Below are 23,292 nucleotides of genomic sequence, written 5' to 3'. Positions count from 1 at the left end.
GGTTATTGTACCGTCCAGTTATCCATTTTCAGTTTGATGCGCTGCTCACCCTGGCTGAGTTCCAGGCTTTGCGGCAAGGGCCGCGCCCCTTCTGTATAGGACTGGTAACTGACAGACCAGTCCTGTTCGCCTTGACGATAACTGGCGCTGCGGAGCAGTGCGCGCTGATCCAGCTCATAGCTCTGTGCGTCGCCCGGTAGGCCCAGCATCCATTGGCGCAGGTTGTCGAGTGGGATCGCCATGCCGGTCAATTGCTGCACCATATATTGGGCATCTTTGCCGACATAACGTTTTCCTTGCCCATCAATAATTTGCACATTGTCAGGTTGAGATTGCAGCTCAAGTTCGGTACTTCCCAGCGGGCTGGTCAGCAAGAGACGGTAGCGCTGCGGCGAGGATTGCTGCCAGAAGAAACGAGCGTACAGCTTTTTCCTATCGGAAATATAGGCGAAGGAGCCGCGGGTTTGATATTGACTCAATTTTTGTACTTCTTGTACGTGTTCTCGCCACTCGGGGGAGGTCGGGGCTTTACCGGGTTGAGTGGGTTGCATCAGGGAACAGGCCGTCAGAAGAACGCTGGCCAGGGGAAGTAACCGCAGGCAGCGAAAGGATTTTTGGGGCATGTCGATAGGATCCTGTGAAACATTAAGTGGCTACTGCAAGGCGTCACGCTAACGGTGTTGGCAAGGCGCGTCAATCTTTGTTATTGCAGGACGGTAAACCAGCCATTAGCCCGAACCGAGCGACCGGGTCGCTTTTCTTGCCATCGGGCTTCAAGTAGAATGCGCTTCAGATGAAACCCATACTAACACCGGGATTACTCCGTAAACCATGACCCTGCTTGCGCTTGGTATCAATCATAAAACAGCGCCTGTCTCATTGCGTGAACGAGTGTCGTTTGCGCCGGATACGCTTGGACATGCTTTGCACAGCCTGCTGCAGCAACCGCTGGTTCAGGGCGGGGTACTGCTCTCCACCTGTAACCGTACCGAACTTTATCTCAGCGTCGAGGAAGAGGGAAATCGTCGAGAGCAGCTGATTCGTTGGCTGTGCGAATACCATCAACTGAATCCTGAGGATGTGTGTAAAAGCCTGTACTGGCATGAGGACAATGCGGCGGTCAGCCATTTGATGCGTGTTGCCAGCGGGCTGGATTCGCTGGTGCTCGGCGAACCTCAGATCCTTGGTCAGGTAAAGAAAGCCTTTGCCGATTCCCAGCGCGAACACTCTTTATCCGGCGATCTTGAACGTCTGTTCCAAAAATCATTTACCGTTGCCAAACGAGTCCGAACTGAAACCGAGATTGGTGCCAGTGCTGTCTCCGTCGCGTTTGCCGCCTGTACGTTGGCCCGACAGATTTTTGAATCTCTGGGGGATGTCAGCGTGTTGCTGGTCGGGGCCGGCGAGACTATCGAGCTGGTCGCCCGACATCTGAGCGAACATCGGGTCAAGCGTATGGTGATTGCCAATCGCACCCGCGAACGTGCGCAATTGTTGGCCGATGAGGTGGGGGCCGAGGTGATCGCGCTGGCGGAACTGGATTCTCGGTTGCCGATGGCAGACATCGTGATCAGTTCTACCGCCAGCACTTTGCCTATTATCGGCAAGGGCATGATGGAACGGACGATGAAAGCGCGCCGCAATCAACCAATGTTGATGGTGGATATTGCCGTACCACGCGATATCGAACCGGAAGTCGGCAAATTGCCCAACATTTATCTCTACAGCGTAGACGATCTGCAGGCCATCATTCAGCATAACCTGGCGCAGCGACAGGCGGCGGCGGTTCAGGCCGAATCTATCGTTCAGCAGGAGAGCGTGGAATTTATGGCCTGGCTGCGGGCGCAGGCGGCGGTTGAAACCATCCGGGATTATCGTTCGCAGGCGGATCAGCTGCGCGAAGAGATGACCGCCCGGGCATTGGCTGCGATTCAGAATGGCGGCGACGTGGAAGCGGTGGTGCAGGAGTTGACGCATCGGCTGACTAATCGCCTGATCCACGCTCCTACCAAATCACTTCAGCAGGCCGCACGCGATGGCGATCTCGATCGTTTACAGATTTTGCGTGACAGCCTTGGGCTGAACTAGCATTCTTTTCCCCCTTTGGATAGAAACAGGACTTAACTGCTCGCATGAAGCCTTCTATTGTTGCCAAACTGGAAGCGTTACAAGAGCGCCATGAAGAAGTACAGGCGCTGCTTGGCGATCCCTCGATTATCTCTGATATGGACCGTTTCCGGATGTTATCCCGCGAATATGCCCAGTTGACCGATATCACGCGCTGTTTTCAGCGCTGGCAACAGGCTCAGGACGATATCGCTACAGCGGAGATGTTGCTTGATGATCCTGAAATGCGTGAAATGGCGCAGGATGAGTTGAGGGAAGCCAGGGCAGCGGGGGATACGCTCGAGCAGCAGTTGAAAGTCCTGCTGTTGCCGCGTGATCCGGATGATGAACGCAGCTGCTTCCTGGAGATTCGCGCCGGAACCGGCGGTGATGAGGCGGCATTGTTTGCCGGCGACTTGTTCCGTATGTACAGCCGTTATGCTGAATCACGTCGCTGGCGGGTTGAGATGGTAAGCGCCAGCGATGGCGAGCATGGCGGTTATAAAGAGGTGATCGCCAAAGTTATCGGCGAGGGCGCCTACGGGCAGCTCAAATTTGAATCCGGCGGGCATCGGGTGCAGCGTGTTCCGGCGACGGAATCCCAGGGGCGTATCCATACGTCGGCCTGTACTGTGGCGGTCATGCCGGAAGTGCCGGAGGCTGAACTGCCGGATATCAACCCCGTGGATCTGCGCATCGATACCTTCCGTTCTTCTGGCGCGGGTGGGCAGCACGTCAACACGACCGACTCCGCCATCCGTATTACCCACTTGCCCACTGGCATTGTGGTGGAGTGCCAGGACGAGCGTTCACAGCATAAAAACAAAGCCAAGGCGCTCTCGGTGCTGGCAGCGCGTATTCGTGCGGCGGAAATGCAAAAGCGCCAGCAGGAAGAGGCCTCGACGCGGCGCAACCTGTTGGGCAGCGGTGATCGATCCGACCGTATCCGTACCTATAACTTTCCACAAGGAAGAGTAACCGACCATCGTATTAACCTGACGCTTTATCGTCTGGATGAAGCGATGGAAGGCAAACTGGATATGCTGATTCAGCCGATCGTTCAGGAGTATCAGGCTGACCAACTGGCGGCGTTGGCCGAACAGGATCAATGAATTATCAACAGTGGCTGCATCAGGCCATCGAGCGACTTCAGGATGGCGACAGCCCCAGGCGGGATGCGGAAATTCTGCTGGGGCATGTGACCGGCAAGCGCCGAACCTTTCTGATCGCGTTTGGCGAAACGCTGTTAAGCGACGATCAGCAACAAATGCTTGAAAGGTTGCTGACGCGCAGGTCGGCCGGCGAACCCATTGCCTATCTGACCGGCGAAAAAGAGTTCTGGTCATTAGCGCTTGAGGTTTCCCCTGCAACGCTGATTCCGCGGCCTGATACGGAGTGTCTGGTCGAGCAAGCGCTGCAACGCCTGCCGCCACAGGCGTTGTCCGTGCTGGATCTGGGGACGGGAACCGGTGCTATTGCGTTGGCGATAGCCAGTGAGCGCCCGGCTTGCAATGTGCTGGGCGTTGATTGTCAGCCCGATGCGGTAACGTTGGCTACGCATAACGCTCGGCGTCTGGGGATCCATAACGTCTGTTTTCTGTTGAGTGATTGGTTTTCTTCGCTGAATGAACAGCGATTTTCGATGATCGTCAGTAATCCCCCCTATATTGATGCCGCCGATCCGCACTTGAACTGCGGTGATGTGCGGTATGAGCCGGTAAGTGCACTGGTGGCCGATGAACAGGGTCTGGCTGATTTGCGTCATATCGTGCAGTATTCGCGACATTTCCTGTTAGATGGTGGGTGGTTGCTGTTGGAGCATGGTTGGCTGCAAGGCGAAAGCGTGCGTGAGCTTTTCTGGCAGTATGGTTTTTCACAGGTAGAAACGTGCCGTGACTATGGCGGCAACGAGCGGGTATCGCTGGGAATGTGGGCGCATCCGGCTTGAACATGAACAAGCCCGACTGGTCGGCTTGTTTGAGCGGGATCACAGGGAAGAACGTCGGTGACGGCTATCTGCCGCCAGGGCATGGAAAGCAGGCTGACGAAAAAAAGGTTTAGCATTATTATCTATACCCGCCGCGCTGGGGTCTGTAAAACAACGGTTTTGCCCATAAAGGCGTAGCGAGGACGTTGTTGGTTGGCCTGGATATTTCTTCAGGTTTCACCGCCTGAGTTTTTGCTGATGGATTAATTATGAGTTCTATTGCTGATTTTGAGTTCAACCAATCACCGTTAAGCGAAGGTGTGGTTCTGGTATCCCAGTCGATACGTCGGGATTTCTCTTCCGAAAGCGTAAAACGTCATCTTCAGCAACTCGTTGAGGAGGCCCGTTCGACGATTTCCACCGAACTTGAACAGGATCAGCAGCTTGAGCAGCTTATTGAGCTGTTCTTTCATACTTGGGGCTTTGGCGGCGCCAGCGGGGTATACCGACTTTCTGATGTGCTTTGGCTGGATAAAGTGCTGGAGTCACGACAGGGTATGCCGGTTTCATTGGGCGTTATCTTTCTGCATATTGCACATCAGTTAGAGTTGCCGCTGATGCCGGTGATTTTTCCTACGCAGTTGATTCTTCGGGCCGATTGGCTGGACGGTGAAATGTGGCTGATCAATCCGCTGAATGGCGATTCGCTGGACGAACATGTGCTGGATGTCTGGCTAAAAGGAAATCTTGGCTTGTCTGCCAGCCTGGCGGATGAAGATCTGGATGAAGCCGAAAATGTCATGATTGTCCGCAAGTTGTTGGATACGTTGAAGATCGCGTTGATGGAAGAAAAACAGATGGAGCTTGCATTACGTGCCAGCGAAACGGTGTTGCAGTTCGATCCTGAAGACCCTTACGAAATTCGCGACCGCGGCCTGATTTACGCCCAGCTTGATTGCGACCATATCGCATTGTCCGATTTGAATTATTTTGTCGAACAATGCCCGGAAGATCCGGTCAGTGAAATGATCAAGGTTCAGATTCACTCCATTGAGCAGAAGCAGATCGTCCTGCATTAACAATGTTTTCTTATTTAATCCGACTAAGGTAATGATATGAATAACAAAGTGGTTAACGTCGGGGATATCCCGGTTGCCAACCATCTTCCGTTTGTACTGTTTGGCGGTATGAACGTGCTGGAGTCGCGTGATCTGGCAATGCGGATTTGTGAACATTATGTAACGGTAACTCAAAAGTTGGGGATTCCTTACGTTTTTAAAGCATCCTTTGATAAGGCCAATCGTTCATCAATCCATTCCTACCGCGGCCCGGGTCTGGAAGAGGGGATGAAAATCTTCCAGGAATTAAAACAAACCTTCGGCGTTAAGGTGATTACTGACGTGCACGAAGCGTATCAGGCTCAGCCTGTCGCCGATGTGGTTGATGTCATCCAGCTACCGGCGTTTCTGGCGCGCCAGACTGATCTGGTTGAAGCGATGGCGAAGACCGGCGCGGTGATTAACGTTAAAAAGCCGCAATTTATCAGTCCAGGACAGATGGGCAATATCGTTGATAAATTCCGTGAAGGCGGCAATGAGAATGTGATTTTGTGCGATCGCGGTACTAATTTCGGCTACGACAATCTGGTCGTTGATATGCTGGGTTTCAACGTGATGAAGCAGGCATCCCATGGATTGCCGGTCATTTTTGACGTGACTCATGCCCTACAGTGTCGCGATCCTTTCGGTGCGGCATCCGGCGGTCGCCGTGCTCAGGTCACAGAGCTGGCGCGTGCGGGAATGGCGGTAGGGCTGGCCGGTTTGTTCATTGAAGCGCACCCGGAACCCAACAGCGCCAGGTGTGACGGCCCGTCCGCGTTGCCGCTTAATAAGCTGGAGCCGTTCCTGGCGCAGATGAAAGCGATTGATGAACTGGTAAAAAGTTTTCCTGAGTTGGATACCAGCAATTAATGCCTGGATTGTTGCCATAAAAAACCCGCTGGATAGCGGGTTTTTTACATCAGTATCCGGTAACAACGTTATCAAGTGATACCGACCTACACATCAGTTCGCTCGGCATCATTATTGCTATCGGTCGTGATGACTCTTCATTTGCACATTACTTGTACAGGTCTGCACTGATCGTGTAGCGCTCGCCGTTTTCCTGCCAGCGTTTGGTAATGTGGTAAAACTTGGCGCCTTTCTCTGCCGCTTTTTTGGCCACCGCTTCCGAGATATCCGTCGGGCTGCTGAATGAATCGCGGATGGTGATCGAATCGAACGGAGCCATTTGGGCAGCAGTTGTATTATTCAGTTCTTCAATTTTTTTACCGTCAGGAAGCGTGACGGAGTAACGCGGCCCGTTACTGGCGAAGAAACTACTGAGTTTGCTGCTTAGCGAGGATGAGGTGGCTACGCCAGGGATCTCAACTTTTGCCGCAGCCGAGCCGCCAGCCGCCAGCGCGGCCTTACCGGCTTCAGAATTGGCCGGAATGGCATCTGGGCTTTGAACTTGGCGTTTGGGCGCATCTTTCTTGAACAAGAATGCGGTGGCGGATTGGGTTGAACCGCTGGAGTTAATATCCGCCTGGCGGGCGATGAAGAAGGAGTAAGCGCCTTTCCGTCTGGCTTCCTGACCGATTTCTTCCTTGATCTCTAACTGGGTGCCGAATGCGCCGGTCACTGTCACCAGATCATAAGGTTCCAGACGAACCGCTTCATCTTTTGATAACTCTTTTACGCCGCTGAATTCACGGTATGTTGTGTCTTTGGTGGCTGCTGGCGCATCTTTTTTATAGAGATCAATGGTGACTGCCCAGCGGCCGCCGTTAACTTCGGATGTGCTTTGGATATAGAAGGCTGCGGCGCCCCGAGCATCGGCTTGTCGGGATGCATCGTCAGCCGCTTCATAAATCGCATCGTAACGACCATAAAAAGTGATGCGATCGAAGGGTTTCAGCGATTCTGCTTTTTGAGGAGTAAGTTCCTGCGCTGCCTGCGTGGAAAACGCTACTATTGATAGGAGTGTTGATGCAAAAACGCGATTTTTCAGCTTCATAAAAAATCCTTTCGCCTGACGCAATACGGTGAATACGTACAAAGCCGTCTTATTTGGTAGCCGCTGATTATGGCACGGAATATCCGGCAGCGCTCCAGCATTTTGAATCGAAACCGCATCACGGGGAACGCAAGACACTATGCTGTGAATTACCTGAGTTAATAATATATTCCGCATCATGAAGAATATTTATTAACATCCTAATTTTTAACAAATTAGTAACGAAATTTTTGTGAAGCAAGTTCAAATATTCCAGTGGTAATAATGCTAAGAAAGTTTATTTAAACTGCGATATATAACCACGAATTGGTGTTGTTGCCTGCCATAACTCCGTTTTATGACTAAATGTTTTTACATGTGGATCATAAATTACATTTTCAGTAGGTTATAACGTGATTGGCCGTAGAAACAGAATGCGTATCTGTAGTACGGCAAATCATTTACATGGTGAATTGGCAATAAGAACCTTCGTGACAACGAAAAGGGACTCATAATGCGTATTGGTGTACCGAAAGAACGGCTGGCCAATGAAGCCCGTGTCGCAGCGACGCCGAAAACGGTGGAGCAGCTGTTGAAACTGGGTTTTGAGGTCGCTATTGAACGCGGGGCTGGGAAATTGGCCAGCTTTGATGATGCTGCGTATGAACAGGCAGGCGCGACGATTGAGGATACGGCGACTGTCTGGCAGAGCGATATCATCCTCAAAGTGAACGCACCTCTGGATGATGAGGTGGAATTGACACGGGCTGGCAGCACGCTGGTCAGCTTTATCTGGCCTGCGCAGAATCCGGCGTTGCTGGAAACATTGGCTGCACGTCAGATTACTGTACTGGCAATGGATGCTGTGCCTCGTATTTCCCGCGCGCAGTCTATGGATGCATTAAGCTCCATGGCGAATATCGCCGGTTATCGCGCGATTGTAGAAGCCGCCCATGAGTTTGGCCGTTTCTTTACCGGGCAAATCACTGCTGCGGGTAAAGTGCCTCCGGCCAAAGTGATGATCATTGGCGCCGGCGTGGCCGGTCTGGCGGCTGTTGGCGCTGCCGGCAGCTTGGGTGCCATTGTCCGCGCATTCGATACCCGTCCTGAAGTGAAAGAACAGGTGCGTAGTATGGGCGCCGAGTTTCTGGAGCTGGATTTTGAAGAAGAAGCCGGTAGCGGCGATGGCTATGCCAAAGTGATGTCTGAAGCCTTTATCAACGCTGAGATGGCACTGTTTGCTGCGCAGGCTAAAGAGGTCGATATCATCGTCACCACGGCGTTGATTCCCGGTAAACCGGCTCCGCGTCTGATTACGCGCGAGATGGTAGAAAGCATGAAGCCGGGGAGTGTGATTGTCGATTTGGCTGCACAGACCGGTGGAAACTGCGAGTTAACCGTGGCTGACCAGGTAACGGTGACGGAAAACGGGGTGAGAATCATCGGGTATACCGATCTACCTAGCCGTCTGCCTACTCAATCCTCACAACTGTATGGCACCAATCTGGTTAACCTGCTCAAACTGTTGTGTAAAGAGAAAAACGGCGAGATCGATATCGATTTCGACGATACCGTCATTCGCGGTGTTACTGTGATTCGTAACGGTGAATTGACCTGGCCTGCACCGCCGATCCAGGTGTCTGCTCAGCCTCAGCAGGCAAAACCTGCGGCCGCCGCGGCGCAAGCGGAGGAAAAACCCGCATCGCCGTTGAGAAAGTTCATTTTTATGGCTATCGCCATCGTTCTGTTCGGCTGGCTGGCGAATGTCGCCCCCAAAGAGTTCCTGTCGCATTTTACCGTGTTCGCGTTGTCATGCGTGGTCGGTTACTACGTGGTGTGGAATGTCAGCCATGCATTACATACGCCGTTGATGTCTGTCACCAACGCGATTTCCGGGATTATCGTGGTGGGCGCGTTGTTGCAGATAGGGCATGGTGGATGGGTGTCGTTCTTCTCGTTCATCGCGGTGCTGATTGCCAGCATCAATATCTTCGGTGGTTTCACCGTAACTCAGCGTATGCTGAAGATGTTTCGCAAGAATTAAGGGGTAGCCGATGTCTGGTGGATTAGTAACGGCGGCATACATCGTTGCTGCTATTTTGTTTATTTTCAGTCTTGCCGGCTTATCCAAACATGAAACATCCCGGCAGGGAAATATCTTTGGCGTCAGTGGGATGGCTATTGCGCTGCTGGCGACGATCCTGGGGCCGAACGCCGGCAGCGTAGGTTGGATTATCGTCGCCATGGCGATTGGCGGCGCAGTCGGCGTTCATCTGGCGCGTAAGGTTGAAATGACCGAAATGCCGGAGTTGGTCGCTATCCTGCATAGTTTTGTCGGTTTAGCTGCCGTGTTGGTAGGGTTTAACAGTTTCATTGATGAAAGCGATATCACTGATCGGATCATGGTGAATATCCACCTGACCGAAGTTTTTCTCGGTATTTTCATCGGTGCAGTGACTTTTACCGGTTCCATCGTCGCGTTCGGCAAACTTCGCGGGTTGCTTTCTTCCAAGCCGCTGATGCTGCCGAACCGTCACAAAATGAACCTGGCAGCGCTGGTATTGTCGTTCCTGCTGCTGCTGGTGTTCGTTAAAACCAACAGCGTCGGTATGCAGTTCTTTGCGCTGTTGCTGATGACGTTGATTGCGCTGGCGTTCGGCTGGCATCTGGTAGCCTCCATTGGTGGGGCGGACATGCCGGTCGTGGTTTCCATGCTCAACTCCTACTCGGGGTGGGCCGCGGCCGCGGCGGGTTTCATGCTGAGCAACGACCTGCTGATCGTAACAGGGGCGCTGGTGGGCTCGTCAGGGGCGATCCTGTCCTACATTATGTGCAAGGCGATGAACCGTTCGTTTATCAGCGTGATAGCGGGGGGATTCGGTACGGACGGCTCTTCGTCCGGCAGCAGTGAGGAAGTCGGCGAATACCGCGAAACGACGGCGGAAGACGTTGCTGAACTGCTGAAAGGCTCCAGTTCCGTGATCATTACTCCCGGGTACGGCATGGCAGTTGCCCAGGCGCAATATCCGGTGCACGACATTACGGCCAAGCTGCGCGCCCGCGGCGTGAACGTCCGTTTTGGCATCCATCCCGTGGCGGGGCGGCTGCCTGGACATATGAACGTGTTACTGGCGGAAGCGAAAGTGCCTTATGACGTTGTGCTGGAGATGGATGAGATCAACGACGATTTCGCTGATACCGATACCGTGCTGGTTATCGGCGCCAATGATACGGTGAACCCTGCTGCACAGGAGGATCCGCATAGTCCCATCGCCGGCATGCCGGTACTGGAAGTCTGGAAAGCCCAGAACGTTATCGTGTTCAAGCGTTCCATGAACACCGGCTATGCTGGGGTACAAAACCCGTTGTTCTTTAAAGAGAACACCCAAATGCTGTTTGGCGATGCTAAAGACAGCGTCGAAGCCATTCTCAAAGCGCTGTAACGGTCGGTGGGTAATAAAAACACGGCAGGGGGCGGAAGCCCCCTGTTTTTTTGTTTTAAAATCAGCTGTTTTCAGTCGGTGAGTCACCTTGCTGGGTGACAGGGGAAACAAAATCGTCCGGTTTGATGGCCAACAGGTCGCATTTCAGATGGTCGATCACATGCTCTACCGTATTGCCGATGAACGCCGCCGACAGACCGGTACGTCCCAATGAGCCGAGAACGACGACGCCTGCTTGCAGGTGTTCCGCCAGGTCGGGAATGACTTCTTCGGGCAATCCTTTTTCGACATGCGTAAACCGTTCATCCAGATTGAATTTCTGCCGCAACGATTTCATGGCCAACAGGTGCTGACCACGAATAGCGTCGTTGTATACGCCTGGGTCGAAATCCGGTAATTCGATGGCAATGTTGATTGGCGTGACGGGATAGGCTCCCACCAAATGGACTTCCGTCTGATTGACCTGCTTTGCCAAATCGATGGCTTCCGAAACCAATTTGATATTCAGTGGGTCGTGATAAGGATCCTCGCTGGCCAGGTTGACGGCAACCAGAGCACGGCTATTCTCAGGCCATGGTTGATCTTTTACCATCCAGACCGGACACGGGCATTTACGCAGTAACTGCCAGTCGGTCGGCGTGAAAATCACCGCCTCAAGGCGATCATGCTGGTGAGCCATTTTCAGCAACAGGTCGTGGTTCCCGGCAATGACCTCCTGAATAAGGGCCTCATAAGGCTTGTTGTGCCAGACCACTTTGATATCAATCGGAATGCCGGCCTCAAGATAGTATTTGCACTGCTCTTCAATCCACTCTTTACGCTGTTCAATGACGCCTTTTCTCATCTCGGTACGTTCATCCGGGGAGAGTAAGGTGGTCATTTCATAGGAAAAATCATAGATGGGTAGAAAAGCCTTGATTCGGCCGCCAATGCGTTGAACCAGATAGGCCGCTCGCCGCAGTGCGGGCTGGTCATCCTGGTTCGGGTCAATAGCTACCAGTATGTTCTGATACTTCGCCATAGCTCCTCCTGTCGACAGGCAACAGTCTACAACCTGCCCGTTAAGAGTACCGCAACGAAATCAATTTGGACAACTGGGGATGAGAACCGGATCAATAATTTGGTGTCGTCATTGATCCGGCAATGGGATTAGGCTTTGTTTTTGGTGGTGCCAGCAAGTTCTGCAAGCGCGTCAATGTTTTCGATGGTGATGTACTTGCCTTTTACGGCGAGGATGCCACCTTTCTGGAAACGCCCCAGCAGGCGGCTGATGGTCTCTACCGTCAATCCGAGGTAGTTACCGATGTCGCCTCGGGTCATGGTCAGACGAAACTCACGGGGAGAAAACCCGCGTTGAGCGAAACGGCGAGACAAATTGTAGACAAATGCGGCCAGTCGCTCTTCTGCATTTTTCTTCGACAGCAACAGAATCATATCCTGGTCGCCACGAATTTCACCGCTCATCAGTCGCATGATCTGCTGACGTAAGTTCGGCATTTTCCCGGACAGATCGTCCAATGTTTCAAACGGAATTTCGCAGACCATTGAGGTTTCCAGCGCCTGGGCAAAGCTGGGGTGAAGAGCGTTGCCGATGGCATCGAACCCGACCAGATCGCCCGCCAGATGGAACCCGGTGATTTGCTCGTCACCTTGCTCGGTAATGGTATAACTTTTGATGGTGCCGGATCGGATGGCATAGAGGGATTTCAGTTCATCGCCCGCCTTGAATAGCGCCTGGCCTTTCTGAATCGGCTTTTTCCGCTCGATGATATTGTCGAGCTGATCCAGCTCGTGCTCATTCAGTGTAAAAGGAATACAAAGTTGGCTGATGCTGCAATCCTGGCAATGGATGGCACAGCCACCAGACTGGATGCGTCGGATTATGCGCTTTTCAGGAATCATGGGATTTACTCTGGCGATAATTGATACCGGTCAATTTTAACAGCTTTTATTGTGCCTGATAAGATCGACAAACCGCCGAACTTACCAATAAATAGTGAGCTTATTAATATTTTGGCGACTGGGGTCGGGTAATTTTCTCCGTTGAGAGAGAAATACATAACTTAATGGCCTTCATCGAATAAATCTGATGAAGGCAAATAACCCTCGTGAGCTAATAGCCAGCGTTTACGTTCGATACCGCCGGCATACCCGGTCAATGTACCGTTAGCGCCAATGACCCGATGGCAGGGAACAACAATACTGATCGGGTTTGAACCATTCGCCAGCCCCACGGCGCGGGCGGCGCCCGGCTGACCGAGTCGAGCGGCCAGTTGGCCATAACTGATTGTGTTGCCACATGAGATGGTACGCAGCTCACGCCAGACCCGTTGCTGGAATTCAGTACCGACTGCGGCGACGGGTAAATTTGCGATGGCATCCAGATGACCGGAGAAATAATCCTCAAGACGCGCGGTTAATCCCCCTGGATTATTACAAGCCTGCAACACAAAGGGATCCCGGTGATAACTCTTATTCAGCGTTCGATATAATTTCTCTTCGTACTCACACCATTCAATTGCTCTAAGGTGATAATTTTCATCGGCAATTATCCATAATTCTCCGAGCGGCGTTTTTAGCTTATCGGACAGGAAGGTTTGCATTATTTAATCCTTATTTTTCGCATGGTTTTTTATTCTGCTGCGATGAGGCGGATTCATTGAGCAATATGGTGTCACATGACTGCTTGTCGGTCTGATGAGCGCTAAATCGTATTCATTTTCGCTTTAATTGTGAAATAAGTCACACAAAAAACGCGGGCAGATGGCCGGTGCCGGTTGTTGCAGTGAGCGATACCGGGAATATCCATCAACTGAGCGTGGTGCAATTTTCGATTTGGTGACGTTGTCACTTATTGCGTGCAAAAAAGAAGCACTGAAACCGTGCTTCTTTTTGACTACGCAAAGGCTGTCAGGTGGATGACAGCCTTTGCAGGAGCGTCAACTGGTTTACGGCGTCTTGCATAGCATCCATGCCGCGTGCCAGCTCTTTCAGATTGCCGAGGTTGGCGTTCATACTGTGGCGGTCTTTCTCGGTTTCCGCGCTCATAGTAGCGATTTGATCGGCGGCCGAGATGCTTTTGCTCGCCATCTGTTGCGTGGTGGTCACGGTTTGCTGAGCAATCGTGCGGATGTGGGCAATGGTGTCTACCGCTTCATTGATACTGTGCGTCGTTGCCTCAACCTGCTCTTTGGATGAACTGGCTAGCTTACGCACTTCTTCCGCCACCACGGCAAATCCTCGTCCCGCCTCACCGGCGCGAGCGGCTTCCACCGCAGCGTTCAGCGCCAACAGGTTGGTTTTATCGGCAATGGCATTGATGCCGCTGGTAATTTGGCTGATACCCTGCGAAATACGCTCAAGATCGTTGAGCCCACTTTCCAGCCGCTGTTGCGACTGTTGTGTTTGAGTCGCCGCGTCGCTGATGGCGCGGATACTGCTTTGCGCCAGTTCGAGTGTTTCGCTCTGTCGCAAGGTCGCCTGTTCCAATTGCGGCATGGTCATTAATAACGGCGCCAGCGTCTGCTCGTAGTCCACAACCTGTTTGACGACGGTGGACTGAATGCCGTGCAAGGCTTCCCAACGCCGTAACGAACGTTGGGCGTAGTGGGCGGCGTAGGCTGCATATTCCACTGGGAAGTGGGTCATGGCACGCACGTCGTGATCAAAAAACGCCAGTGCCGACAACGTCTGGTTGATAGGAACGCCCAGAATTTCGCCAAAGCTGGAAAAACCGGCCGCCGGGATGGTGTGAAAGAAATGCGCCTCCGGCAACCGGGTATTACCGACCCGGCGCAGGACGCAGTCATTGAGCAATAATAACTCGGGGTCGCCGTATTGGGCGACAAACGCCTCCCAGTCGTGCTGTGTTGCGGTGATGAAGTCGGTTTCCTGCATCAGATAGAGCTGATCGCCGAATTCCAGATCGCAGAAAAATACAATATGGTCCTCCTTGATGGCGGCGATAGAGCGAACAAAATACTCGTCGTTTACCTTGACGGCGAAAGTTTTGCCTTCCAGATATTGCGCGATCTGGTTAGGTGTACAGTGCAGGGCGTCGGCGATAGCATCGATGATTGACCGTGTGCGGCCATGAGCATCGAATACCGATGTCACGGTACGTGCGATCGGATTCGCTTCTGCCACCAGCCAGCGCTGATTGGTGGGTTCAAAATTTTGGCTTTTAAATGGCGCAAAGGATTTCCCTTCCGCCATGTGGCAAAACACGATCACCGCTTTGCCTTGCAAAACCGCATTGCTGTTACCGATGTAAGTACCGCTGAAATCCAGCAGACCGCCTGCCGCGCCGCCGATGGCCAGGCAGGGAAAACGGCGACTGGCATACCAGGCCTGCATCAGAAAACCTTCGGACGCCGCCAGCCCGTCGCAATAAATCAACGCAAACGTGTGATCGGCTGAAAGCGGTATGTTCACACTCAGTCTATCCAGTTCACGACGAATGGCATCAATGCGCATGTGGGCGTTGGATTTATCGTTGACGTGCAAATCAACCAGATGGATTTCATGTTGTGCAATCAATGAGTCCGGCAACCATAACCAGCTACCCTGTTGACCGGTCATATCTCGATAGACTGACCGGTTGCGCTGGCTACACAATGTCCCGGTGGATGAAAGCGTCAGTACGGTACGTTTCGCGCCGGAAAGACGCTGCCAGGCATGGTTGACCTGAGAAAAATCCGCCTCTGGCGGCACAAAGGTAAGCAGTAATCCGGGCTTGTCAGTCAGACCGAGAGATGACATGGCGGTGGGTAGGTTTTCACAGTGGTAGGTACCACTGGCGGATTGGCCTCTGCGCAAGCCTTTTAGGTGGGTAGTGCGGAAGAGCGACGATATCAATCCCATAATATCTCCCAATGCATTCATTGCAGCTAATGTGTGTACGGACTGCTTTTGGGAAGTCCGTATCTCTGATGATGTGCTCCTTGCACGACGGCTGTCCGCAGACCGGATCACAACTTTCGGCGCGTTTCTTCGGACGGAGACCGTAGCGGCGTCTGTGGGCGCGCTGCTGCGTTTTTCGTCGTCAGGTGCCGTCATGCTGATATCCTCGTGTGCCTATCCGGCATGGCGCAAACATGACGAGAAATATGAACACTGTTTCGGCTGAGAATAGTCAAGCCATACTGATGAATAAATGCGTCGATTCTGGCTGAAAAACCCGCGTCAGGCGGTGGTCTATACGGCGGAAAACCGTATGACGCGCTGTTGCCTGACGCATCGAGAGGGCGATGAAAAACGCCGCGTTCGGGTTGGTGCGGACAGTGTTCTCCCCTAGGGCTTGCCGGTCAGGCGTTTGGAGAGGGTATTCACCACATCCAGCGCGCTGTGCACGCCGTCCTCATGAAAACCGTTATACCAGTAAGCGCCGCAGTACCAGGTATGATGACGCCCGTTGATTTCCCGCCGTCGTTGTCGCGCCAACAGGGTTTGCTGGTTGAGGATTGGATGGTGATAAACAAAACGGTGTAATACGAATGCATCGTCGATCGGCTGCGATGGGTTAAAGGTCAGGCAGAAAGTACAGGGGGCGCCGCGTAAACTCTGCAGGATATTCAGGTTGCAGGTGATGTTGGCCGGGAGCTGTTCGTCGTCAGTGCCGTCGTGCATCAGGCGATAATTCCAGCTGGCCCATACCTTGCGGTGTCGCGGTAGCCACCGGGTATCGGTATGCAGTACCACATCGCAGGCGCGGTAGGGTAACTGTTGCAATACGGCCAATTCCGTCGGCCGTGGATCGCCCAGCAAATGCAACGCCTGATCGGCATGACAGGCGAATATCACTTCATCGAAGAACTCGCCCCCGTGAACGGATTTGATCCTGACGCCGATCGGCTCCCGCCACACGCCAAGCGCTGGGGCGTGACGGCGAATATCGAGTCGGCCTTTCAGCCGTTGTTCCATCCGACGGATATATTCCCGTGAACCGCCGGGGATCACATACCACTGCGGACGATTGACGATATCCAGTAATCCGTGCTGACTAAAGAAACGCAACAACAACTGCAAGGGGAATACACGCATCGCCGCCATGGAGGATGACCAGATGGTTGCGCCCAACGGGAGGATGTAGTGGCGAGCAAAATAGTCATCGAATCTTTCTTGGCGCAATAGATCGTTCAGCGTCAGGGCATCGTTCAAACGGGTGGTCAGCCACTGTTTGCAACAACGGTTGAAGCGCAGGATTTCCTTCAGGAAGCACCAGAAGCGCGGATTGAGCAAATTACGTTTCTGCGCAAATAGGGTGGCGAGGGTATGCCCGTTGTATTCCAGGCCACTATGGGCGCTATGAACGGCAAAGCTCATTTCCGTTTTCTGCCCTTGCAGGTTCAGTTCGTTGAGCAACTGGGTAAAACGGGGGTAAGTCCGCTCGTTGTAAACGATAAAACCGGTGTCAATAGCATAGTTGCGGCCGTCCCGCGTGACATCGACCGTTGCGGTATGTCCGCCGAGATAATCATTGGCTTCGAACAGAGTAACCTGGTGCCCGTCGGCCAGTTTCCAGGCGCAGGTCATCCCGGCTATCCCCCCGCCGATAATCGCGATTTTCATGGCGTTACCCTGCACGGTTGCCGGGAGGCGACTAAACAGGACAACGCGATGTGTTGGTGCGCTGCTGCGCGTTTTCGGCGGGTAGCCTGTACATCGAAAAAAGCCGGAAAGTGGCAATAAACACAGAGGAGATCGGGTATTCGGACGTTGATCATGGTCGATTCCTTGATTCCGGCGGTAGCGCGTTAATGTTAAGGGGCATTACCGAGCAGTACGATATCGACGCTCAGCCCGTTGGCAATCCATTGCTGGAACACGCTTTGCTGCTCCGGCGACAGCGGCCGAGCGCAAATCAGCACCCAGTCGCAAGTGGGAAACAGTTCCAGCTGCGGCATCGTCATGGGTTGCGGCACCACGTCGTATCGGCGTGCTTCGCCGGAACGTCTGAGCGCCTCCAGCCAGATTTCGGTTGCGTCGCTCAGGTTCCACCCGGCGACAATCGTATTCTGGCCGCCCCGTTTACGGGCGCTTTCCAGGCAAAAAGCCGTATAGCTGACGATCATGCCGTCCAGCAGGTGGAGCAGGGTGCGGATGGTGGATTGCCCGCTGCTGAGGCGGGTACGCAACGGGCGCAGCACCTGATCCACCAGATAGGGAAGTGGATATTCGCGTCCCATGGCGTAGAGCGCCGTTCGCAGACGAGACAGCTGCCCGGCCTGCAACAGCTGCAGCAGCGTTTCCTGCCGTGTCGGATCCTGCGCATCCTGCGGGGTTCCGCTACCGTCCAGCAGCGGCCGAATGTGGCCAATCGAGACCCCTTTTTGAATCCAGGACAGGATCAGATTGACCTGCTGCAAATCCTCATCGTCGTATAACCGGTGTCCGCCTTCGGTACGTTTAGGTTGCAACAGGCCATAGCGACGCTGCCAGGCACGTAATGTGACGGCATGAACGCCGCAACGTGCTGAGAATTCGCTAATACTGTAATAAGCCATACCGTCCCTTCGATATTGCGGAGCGCAGTTCGATAAACTTAGACATTTATATAAATATGTACAAGTTATTGTGACGCAGTGAGGGGGCGATGAGGGCGTTTGGAGTGCGTTCAGCGGGGAAGTTCGATGGCGGCTGCCAAGGATGGAGGCGGTAAATTTTTAGTTTTTTTGTTTTAAAACAAACAATAAATACATAAAGTCCGCTTGTTGTCCGTCGCGTGATGGAATCAGTCTATGGTAGGTGCCCGGTCATGATTAAGAGAGGTAATGAAAATGCATGAGGGTATGAAGAAGGGGTGGTGTGGCTTGTTGTTAGCGTTGCCGTTGTATGGTTTCGCCGATGCCGCCAACCCGGATTTGATTGCCGGATATACGACGCAGCAACTGGCGGACAAACTGCCGGTGGCGGTGGATGGGCTGAAACGTCGCTCCGCCAATGTCGATGCCCACAACCATACGGTGGAAGCGGAATACATGGAGGCCGCCACTAAACGCAAGGCGTTAGTGACCCTCTATACCCTGCCGGCGGATAAGAATGGGCAAATTCCTGAGGCGCGCGACGATAGCGATCTGGAAGCGGTGGTCGCCAGCGCCGAGAAAGAGATGCTTCGCCAACGCATCAGACCGGAAAAGATCGAGCTGGCGGTGGAGGGGGGGCCGAAGATTCGCTGCCTGCGAACCCTTATCAATAACCAGGTAGTACACCTGTTGTGTGCATCATTGATCAGAGGGCGCGTCATGGAGATTCAACCGGTTAGTTTAGTCGACGACAAAGCGTTTGACGCGGCGATGCAGAGGAGCACTAACCTAGTGATGGAATTGAATCGAAGCGTTGCGGCGCCTGATAAGAAGTGATGGTTGCGCGATGACGACAGCGGGTGGGCAATACACGGTTCCCGATATCGTCATCGTTTGTCCCCGCCGTTTCAGTGCGGCCAGATCGTGCGGAAGACCGGCCATTCTTGGCGGGGCTGGCGAACGGCGTCGGCTCACGGAGAGGTTCAGGCGAAATAGCGTGCTTTCAGCGGCATCAGAGCGGCACCGAGCACGGCAGGGTCGTTATGAATCTGGCTGAGCAACAACCGCGGCATAGCGGCCTCTTGTCCATAACGCGGCGGTTGGCGCGTGGAGGGTACCTGTAGCAGCAGTGCGCCGAGCGCAGCGGGCAGCTCTCCGCCGAATACGATCGCCGCCGGATCAATCACGGCGCGCAGGGCGTCAATCGCCCGATTCAGACAGGGGCCGACTTCCGTAACCCATTCCCTGACGCCCGGCCAGTCAGCGTCAAAGTGTTGACGCAGATCGCTGATGCGCTGGATGTCGATACCGCGGGCGTTCAGTCGCTTTATCAACTCACCCAGCGCCGGCCGTGACGGGTGCTCTTCCCGGGTATAGATCCGGCTGATTTCTCCGGCGTTGCCGAATGCGCCGACCAGCGGTTGACCATTGATGATAATGCCCGCGCCGAAACCATAGTTGAACGACAGGTAGCCGAAGGTGGGGTATTGCAGCCCGGCGCCCAGAATGGATTCGCCAATCGCGCCGGTGGTGGCGTTGTTTTCTGTCCAGACATCGAGATCGAACAGGGTTTCCAGCTCGTGCTTCAGATCGACCAGCGACCAGTCTTGCAACGGCTCCGGCGCGTTGAACATCCGCCTCTCGCCAACCAAATACCCCGCCATGGCGAAACCGATGCCGGCAAGCGCCGACGTCGGCGTGCCGGTGGACTGTAACGCCTGACGAACCCGGCTTTTCAGCGCCAGCAACGCTCTGGCGCGATCGTCCAGTGCAATATCGAGTGTTTCTTCGTGCAACAGTCGGCAGCGAAAATCGCACAGGCAGAATGACAGGCTGTCGGTATTGACGGAAACGCCAATGCTGTATTGCGCCGAGGGCCGCAGCTCCAGCGCCGGGCTGGGCTTCCCGCGGCCGTGGATAATGCTGTCGCCCAGTTGCAGCAGGCCACGCTCCAGCAGGGTATCGATAATACGGTGAACCGACGGTTGCGTCAGATTGGTCAGAGGAGAAATAGCCGAACGCATAATGCGCTGACGGCGCCGGACGATATCCAGCACCATGCGTTCATTGATCGTCGCGCCGTCATCGTCGCTGTGTGTCCATAAGGTCATGCCGGTACTCCGCTGGAAAAGTTCATGTTTCTCCCGAGGTTATCTGGTGTGGTCGAACGAGGTGACATCAATTATTAAACGATTTGAATGATAATGTCGATGCGGTGTATCGATAGTCAACTGTTATCTCGGCAGCGGCGATGCAGTATCGCTATTTGCGATTTTTTGTACGATAAACCCAGTATGGCTGCCCTATTTTACACGTTATAGCGCAGATGGAGTACAGCCGCTCTCCTGCTTATTCTTTTCTCTTTTACCGTTCTGCAACATCGTTGTCATTATTATTATGCATATTGCATTAAAATAAGGGCGCCTGCTATACGCACTGCAGCGCCGGGTTGGCGACAAACGGAGGCTGATGTATGAGCAGGTTGGAAGTGGTCCAGGCCCGAGTGGGTTATGGCGACGTTGCGGTTCTGCGAGGGATTTCTTTTGACGTGCAGGAAGGGGAATTTGTCACCTTGCTGGGGCCGTCCGGCTGTGGCAAAACCACATTGCTGCGAGCCATCGCCGGTTTTGTTCCACTCGACGACGGCGCGATCCGCATCGGCGGCCGGGATATGCAGGGTATCGCGCCGGAAAAACGTAACACGGCGATGTGTTTTCAGTCCTATGCACTGTTCCCTCATTTGACGGTGGCGGACAACATCGCATTCGGCCTGCGTCAGCGCCGGGTTCCTTCGCCGCAGCAGCGGCAGCGGGTGGCGGAAACCGCACTAACGGTGGCGTTGACCAACCATCTGGAAAAGCTGCCGGCGCAACTTTCCGGCGGGCAGCAGCAGCGGGTGGCGCTGGCGCGGGCGATGGCGGTTCGTCCGGATGTTTTGCTGTTCGATGAGCCATTATCCAACCTGGATGCCCGACTGCGCGAACAATTGCGGTTGCAGATCCGGGCGTTGCAGCGTCAATACGGGTTTACGGCGGTGTATGTCACGCATGATCAGGCCGAAGCGCTGGCCATGTCCGACCGGGTGATCGTGATGGACGGCGGCTGCGTGGCGCAGATCGGGACGCCTCAGGAGATTTATCACCAGCCGGTTAGCCGGTTTGTTGCCGATTTTGTCGGCACCGCCAATATTATGGCGGGCACGATCACCGGCCGTGATGCCGGCGCCGGGCTTTATCAAGTGCAGACGCCGCTGGGCGTGCTGACGGTAACATCGGCCCAGCCGCCGGTGTCCGCGCGACCTTATTTGTGCTGGCGACCGGAAGCGGCCGGGCTGCTGGAACGGAGGGGCGGGGAGCCGAATGTGTTTGCGCTGCGTATCCGGTGCAATACCTTTCTTGGCAGCCAGACCGATGTGGAAGGCTTTCCGGAAGCGGGTGGCGATGTTTGCTTCCGGGTGCAATTGCCCGGTCATCGGACGCTGGCGGAAAACAGCATCTGCCATTTCTCTTTGCCGCCGGATCAGTTGCGTTTTCTGCAGGAGGACGCGGCATGAAGACCACGCTGATGGCCTACCTGCTGCTGTTGCCGGGGGTGGGCGCCATCGTGCTGTTTATGATCGCCGTATTGGGGATGGCGGTGTCGCAATCGGTGGGTTTTTTCAACTTTGCCGGGGAAAGCGGGTTCTCGCTACGGTTTTGGCAAACCATGTTGGCAGATGAACAGCTCTGGCGGTCTTTTTTCTACTCAGCGCGGATAGCGACGCTGAGCGCGTTGTTATCGGTCGCGGTGGCGTATCCGCTGGCCATCTGGCTGCGTAAGCCGTTTCCCGGTTCCGATCTGCTGCAGGCGTTGCTCAAGGCGCCTCTGTTGGTACACGGCCTGACGGCCGCTTTTCTCTTCGTCAATTTCATCGCGTATCAGGGGTTTCTGAATCTGGCGTTGGTGCGTCTGGGGATAGAGTCGCGCCCCGTGCGCCTGCAGAACGACCCTTATGGCATCGGCGTCGTGATACTCCAGGTTTGGAAACAGATGCCGTTCGCGCTGCTGCTAATGAGCGGTGCCGTGCGGGCGGTGGGCGACACGTTGCTGGAGGCCGCGCGTAATCTGGGGGCCGGAACCTGGGCGCGCTTTCATCGTGTGGTGCTGCCATTGACGTTGCGGGCGCTACAAACTGCGCTGGTGCTGATTTTCATCGGCGCCGCCGGGGATTTTTCGTTCCAGTCCGTCGCTGGCCCCGTCAGTGTCAACTCCATGGCGCAGTTTATGTTGCGGGTGCAGCAAAGCGGCGCGGAGGGATGGAATCAGGCGGCTGTGGTGGCGGTGATGTTGATGGCGTTATCGCTGTTGGGCGCCGGCGTACTGGCGGCGTGTGCCGGCGTACTGGTTCGGCGTAGTGGGAGGGGAAGATGAGGGGCCGCGGCAACATGGCGTATGTGAATCGGGTGCTGCTGGTGGCGCTCTTACTGCTGGGCGCGGTGTGGATGGTGTTGCCGTTCGCTATGGCGATCCTGTGGTCGTTGGTGGATCCGTCACATCCCTGGGCCTACCCCGATGTGCTGCCGCGGGTATTGTCGCTGGCGCGCTGGCGGTTGATGTGGAACAGCACATCGCTGCCTGACGCCATGATAAACAGCTACCTGTTGGCACCGGCGGTGGCGCTGGCTTCTTTGCTGCTGGCGTTGCCTGCCGCCTATGCCTTCGGCCGTCTTGATTTCCCCGGCAAATCGCTGGCGCAACTGCTGACATTACTGCCGATCGCCTGGCCGGGATTTGTGATTGCCCTATTTCTTTCCGCGCTGCTGATGCGGTTGGGGCTTTATTCACGATTCCTCGGGATTTTCATCGGTCACACGGTGCTGTTTCTGCCTTATGCCATCCGGATTTTGAGCGTGGCATTCGCGCTGGTGCGGCAGGATCTGATTGACGCAGCCCGCAATTTGGGGGCGCCGCGGCGCATCGTGTTATGCACGGCATACTGGCCTACGCTGAAATCCGGCGTGCTGGCGGCGCTGATCATGGTGTTTATCCTGTCGATCGAGGAATTTTCGGTGTCCTACATTATCGGTGCGCCGGATTTCATTACCGTGCCGACCATTCTCTATTCATATCTGGGCTACAACTTTATCCGGCCCAATGCCGCCGTCGTTTCGCTCATTCTGGTGGTGCCCAACGTGCTGTTGATGCTGCTGATGGAGCGCCTGATGCGCAACGTCTCCACCTCGGTTTTTGTCAGCAAAGGGTAAATCGGAGTTTTACT

21 protein-coding genes are annotated in these 23,292 nt (G+C 54.4%); 12 read left to right on the top strand and 9 right to left on the bottom strand.

Going from position 1 to position 23,292, the window contains the following annotated elements; genetic code table 11:
* Positions 1 to 2: 2 nt before the first annotated feature.
* Complete coding sequence (gene lolB, locus HEP82_RS04480; protein WP_192456984.1) at positions 3 to 623, bottom strand: lipoprotein insertase outer membrane protein LolB; 621 nt, start codon at positions 621 to 623, stop codon at positions 3 to 5.
* 208 nt (positions 624 to 831) lie between these two features.
* On the opposite strand from lolB, the gene hemA reads away from it, so the two are divergent.
* The 5 genes from hemA to kdsA all read left to right on the top strand — a co-directional run bounded on the left by hemA (position 832) and on the right by kdsA (position 6,003).
* A complete protein-coding gene (gene hemA / locus HEP82_RS04475) occupies positions 832 to 2,088 on the top strand; it encodes a glutamyl-tRNA reductase (RefSeq protein ID WP_192456983.1) in 1,257 nt (418 codons plus the stop codon).
* 44 nt (positions 2,089 to 2,132) lie between these two features.
* Positions 2,133 to 3,218, top strand: coding sequence for a peptide chain release factor 1 (gene prfA, locus HEP82_RS04470; RefSeq protein ID WP_192456982.1), 1,086 nt, complete (start codon positions 2,133 to 2,135; stop codon positions 3,216 to 3,218).
* Positions 3,215 to 4,054 carry a peptide chain release factor N(5)-glutamine methyltransferase gene (gene prmC / locus HEP82_RS04465; protein ID WP_192456981.1) on the top strand — a complete coding sequence of 280 codons (840 nt, stop codon included), beginning with the start codon at positions 3,215 to 3,217 and terminating at the stop codon, positions 4,052 to 4,054. The genes prfA and prmC overlap by 4 nt, the downstream gene beginning before the upstream one ends.
* A gap of 248 nt (positions 4,055 to 4,302) precedes the next feature.
* On the top strand, positions 4,303 to 5,112 hold the full coding sequence (gene sirB1, locus HEP82_RS04460; protein ID WP_192456980.1) for an invasion regulator SirB1: 810 nt from the start codon (positions 4,303 to 4,305) through the stop codon (positions 5,110 to 5,112).
* Between the two features lie 36 nt (positions 5,113 to 5,148).
* Positions 5,149 to 6,003, top strand: coding sequence for a 3-deoxy-8-phosphooctulonate synthase (kdsA, locus tag HEP82_RS04455; protein WP_012765469.1), 855 nt, complete (start codon positions 5,149 to 5,151; stop codon positions 6,001 to 6,003).
* Between the two features lie 148 nt (positions 6,004 to 6,151).
* Here kdsA and ydgH read toward each other — a convergent pair whose 3' ends face one another.
* Entirely contained in the window at positions 6,152 to 7,090 is a 939-nt protein-coding gene (ydgH, locus tag HEP82_RS04450) for a DUF1471 family protein YdgH (RefSeq protein WP_192456979.1), read from the bottom strand.
* Between the two features lie 493 nt (positions 7,091 to 7,583).
* Here ydgH and pntA point away from each other — a divergent pair, with 493 nt between their 5' ends.
* Together pntA and pntB are read left to right on the top strand one after the other, a co-directional pair.
* Positions 7,584 to 9,113 carry a Re/Si-specific NAD(P)(+) transhydrogenase subunit alpha gene (gene pntA / locus HEP82_RS04445; RefSeq protein WP_012765471.1) on the top strand — a complete coding sequence of 510 codons (1,530 nt, stop codon included), beginning with the start codon at positions 7,584 to 7,586 and terminating at the stop codon, positions 9,111 to 9,113.
* A gap of 10 nt (positions 9,114 to 9,123) precedes the next feature.
* Positions 9,124 to 10,512, top strand: a complete 1,389-nt coding sequence (pntB, locus tag HEP82_RS04440) for a Re/Si-specific NAD(P)(+) transhydrogenase subunit beta (protein WP_192456978.1) — start codon at positions 9,124 to 9,126, stop codon at positions 10,510 to 10,512.
* A 61-nt stretch (positions 10,513 to 10,573) separates the two neighbouring features.
* Here the strand turns inward: pntB and uspE are convergent, their stop codons facing one another.
* From uspE to HEP82_RS04420, 4 genes are all read right to left on the bottom strand, one after another.
* Entirely contained in the window at positions 10,574 to 11,533 is a 960-nt protein-coding gene (uspE, locus tag HEP82_RS04435; protein WP_012765473.1) for a universal stress protein UspE, read from the bottom strand.
* A gap of 128 nt (positions 11,534 to 11,661) precedes the next feature.
* Positions 11,662 to 12,414, bottom strand: coding sequence for a fumarate/nitrate reduction transcriptional regulator Fnr (fnr, locus tag HEP82_RS04430; protein ID WP_012765474.1), 753 nt, complete (start codon positions 12,412 to 12,414; stop codon positions 11,662 to 11,664).
* Positions 12,415 to 12,575: 161 nt separating this feature from the next.
* Positions 12,576 to 13,115: a methylated-DNA--[protein]-cysteine S-methyltransferase gene (ogt, locus tag HEP82_RS04425; RefSeq protein WP_192456977.1), complete on the bottom strand. Its 540-nt coding sequence runs from the start codon at positions 13,113 to 13,115 to the stop codon at positions 12,576 to 12,578.
* Between the two features lie 307 nt (positions 13,116 to 13,422).
* A complete protein-coding gene (locus HEP82_RS04420; protein ID WP_192456976.1) occupies positions 13,423 to 15,375 on the bottom strand; it encodes a methyl-accepting chemotaxis protein in 1,953 nt (650 codons plus the stop codon).
* Positions 15,376 to 15,667: 292 nt separating this feature from the next.
* Here HEP82_RS04420 and HEP82_RS04415 point away from each other — a divergent pair, with 292 nt between their 5' ends.
* A complete protein-coding gene (locus HEP82_RS04415; RefSeq protein ID WP_192456975.1) occupies positions 15,668 to 15,808 on the top strand; it encodes a hypothetical protein in 141 nt (46 codons plus the stop codon).
* Here HEP82_RS04415 and HEP82_RS04410 read toward each other — a convergent pair.
* Entirely contained in the window at positions 15,805 to 17,082 is a 1,278-nt protein-coding gene (locus HEP82_RS04410; protein WP_192456974.1) for an NAD(P)/FAD-dependent oxidoreductase, read from the bottom strand. The two genes, HEP82_RS04415 and HEP82_RS04410, sit on opposite strands and share 4 nt — an antisense overlap.
* A 191-nt stretch (positions 17,083 to 17,273) precedes the next feature.
* Positions 17,274 to 18,017, bottom strand: a complete 744-nt coding sequence (locus tag HEP82_RS04405) for a MerR family transcriptional regulator (protein ID WP_192456973.1) — start codon at positions 18,015 to 18,017, stop codon at positions 17,274 to 17,276.
* A gap of 267 nt (positions 18,018 to 18,284) precedes the next feature.
* Here HEP82_RS04405 and HEP82_RS04400 point away from each other — a divergent pair, with 267 nt between their 5' ends.
* Complete coding sequence (locus HEP82_RS04400) at positions 18,285 to 18,872, top strand: hypothetical protein (RefSeq protein WP_225622316.1); 588 nt, start codon at positions 18,285 to 18,287, stop codon at positions 18,870 to 18,872.
* A 146-nt stretch (positions 18,873 to 19,018) separates the two neighbouring features.
* On the opposite strand, the gene HEP82_RS04395 is transcribed toward HEP82_RS04400, so the two are convergent.
* The gene (locus HEP82_RS04395) at positions 19,019 to 20,146 is read right to left on the bottom strand and encodes an ROK family transcriptional regulator (RefSeq protein WP_192456972.1); all 1,128 of its coding nucleotides are present in this window, start codon (positions 20,144 to 20,146) and stop codon (positions 19,019 to 19,021) included.
* Positions 20,147 to 20,508: 362 nt separating this feature from the next.
* On the opposite strand from HEP82_RS04395, the gene HEP82_RS04390 reads away from it, so the two are divergent.
* The 3 genes from HEP82_RS04390 to HEP82_RS04380 are packed head-to-tail and all read left to right on the top strand — an operon-like array spanning position 20,509 to position 23,278.
* A complete protein-coding gene (locus HEP82_RS04390) occupies positions 20,509 to 21,588 on the top strand; it encodes an ABC transporter ATP-binding protein (protein ID WP_192456971.1) in 1,080 nt (359 codons plus the stop codon).
* Positions 21,585 to 22,445 carry an ABC transporter permease gene (locus HEP82_RS04385; protein WP_192456970.1) on the top strand — a complete coding sequence of 287 codons (861 nt, stop codon included), beginning with the start codon at positions 21,585 to 21,587 and terminating at the stop codon, positions 22,443 to 22,445. Before HEP82_RS04390 ends, HEP82_RS04385 begins: the two co-directional genes overlap by 4 nt.
* Positions 22,442 to 23,278 carry an ABC transporter permease gene (locus HEP82_RS04380; RefSeq protein ID WP_192456969.1) on the top strand — a complete coding sequence of 279 codons (837 nt, stop codon included), beginning with the start codon at positions 22,442 to 22,444 and terminating at the stop codon, positions 23,276 to 23,278. Before HEP82_RS04385 ends, HEP82_RS04380 begins: the two co-directional genes overlap by 4 nt.
* Positions 23,279 to 23,292 lie beyond the last annotated feature (14 nt).

Origin of the sequence: Musicola keenii, from assembly GCF_014855505.1 — a bacterium.
Classification (GTDB): domain Bacteria; phylum Pseudomonadota; class Gammaproteobacteria; order Enterobacterales; family Enterobacteriaceae; genus Musicola; species Musicola paradisiaca.
The sequence above is the reverse complement of the archived record's forward strand: the minus strand, read 5'-3'. Positions and strand labels throughout refer to the sequence as shown.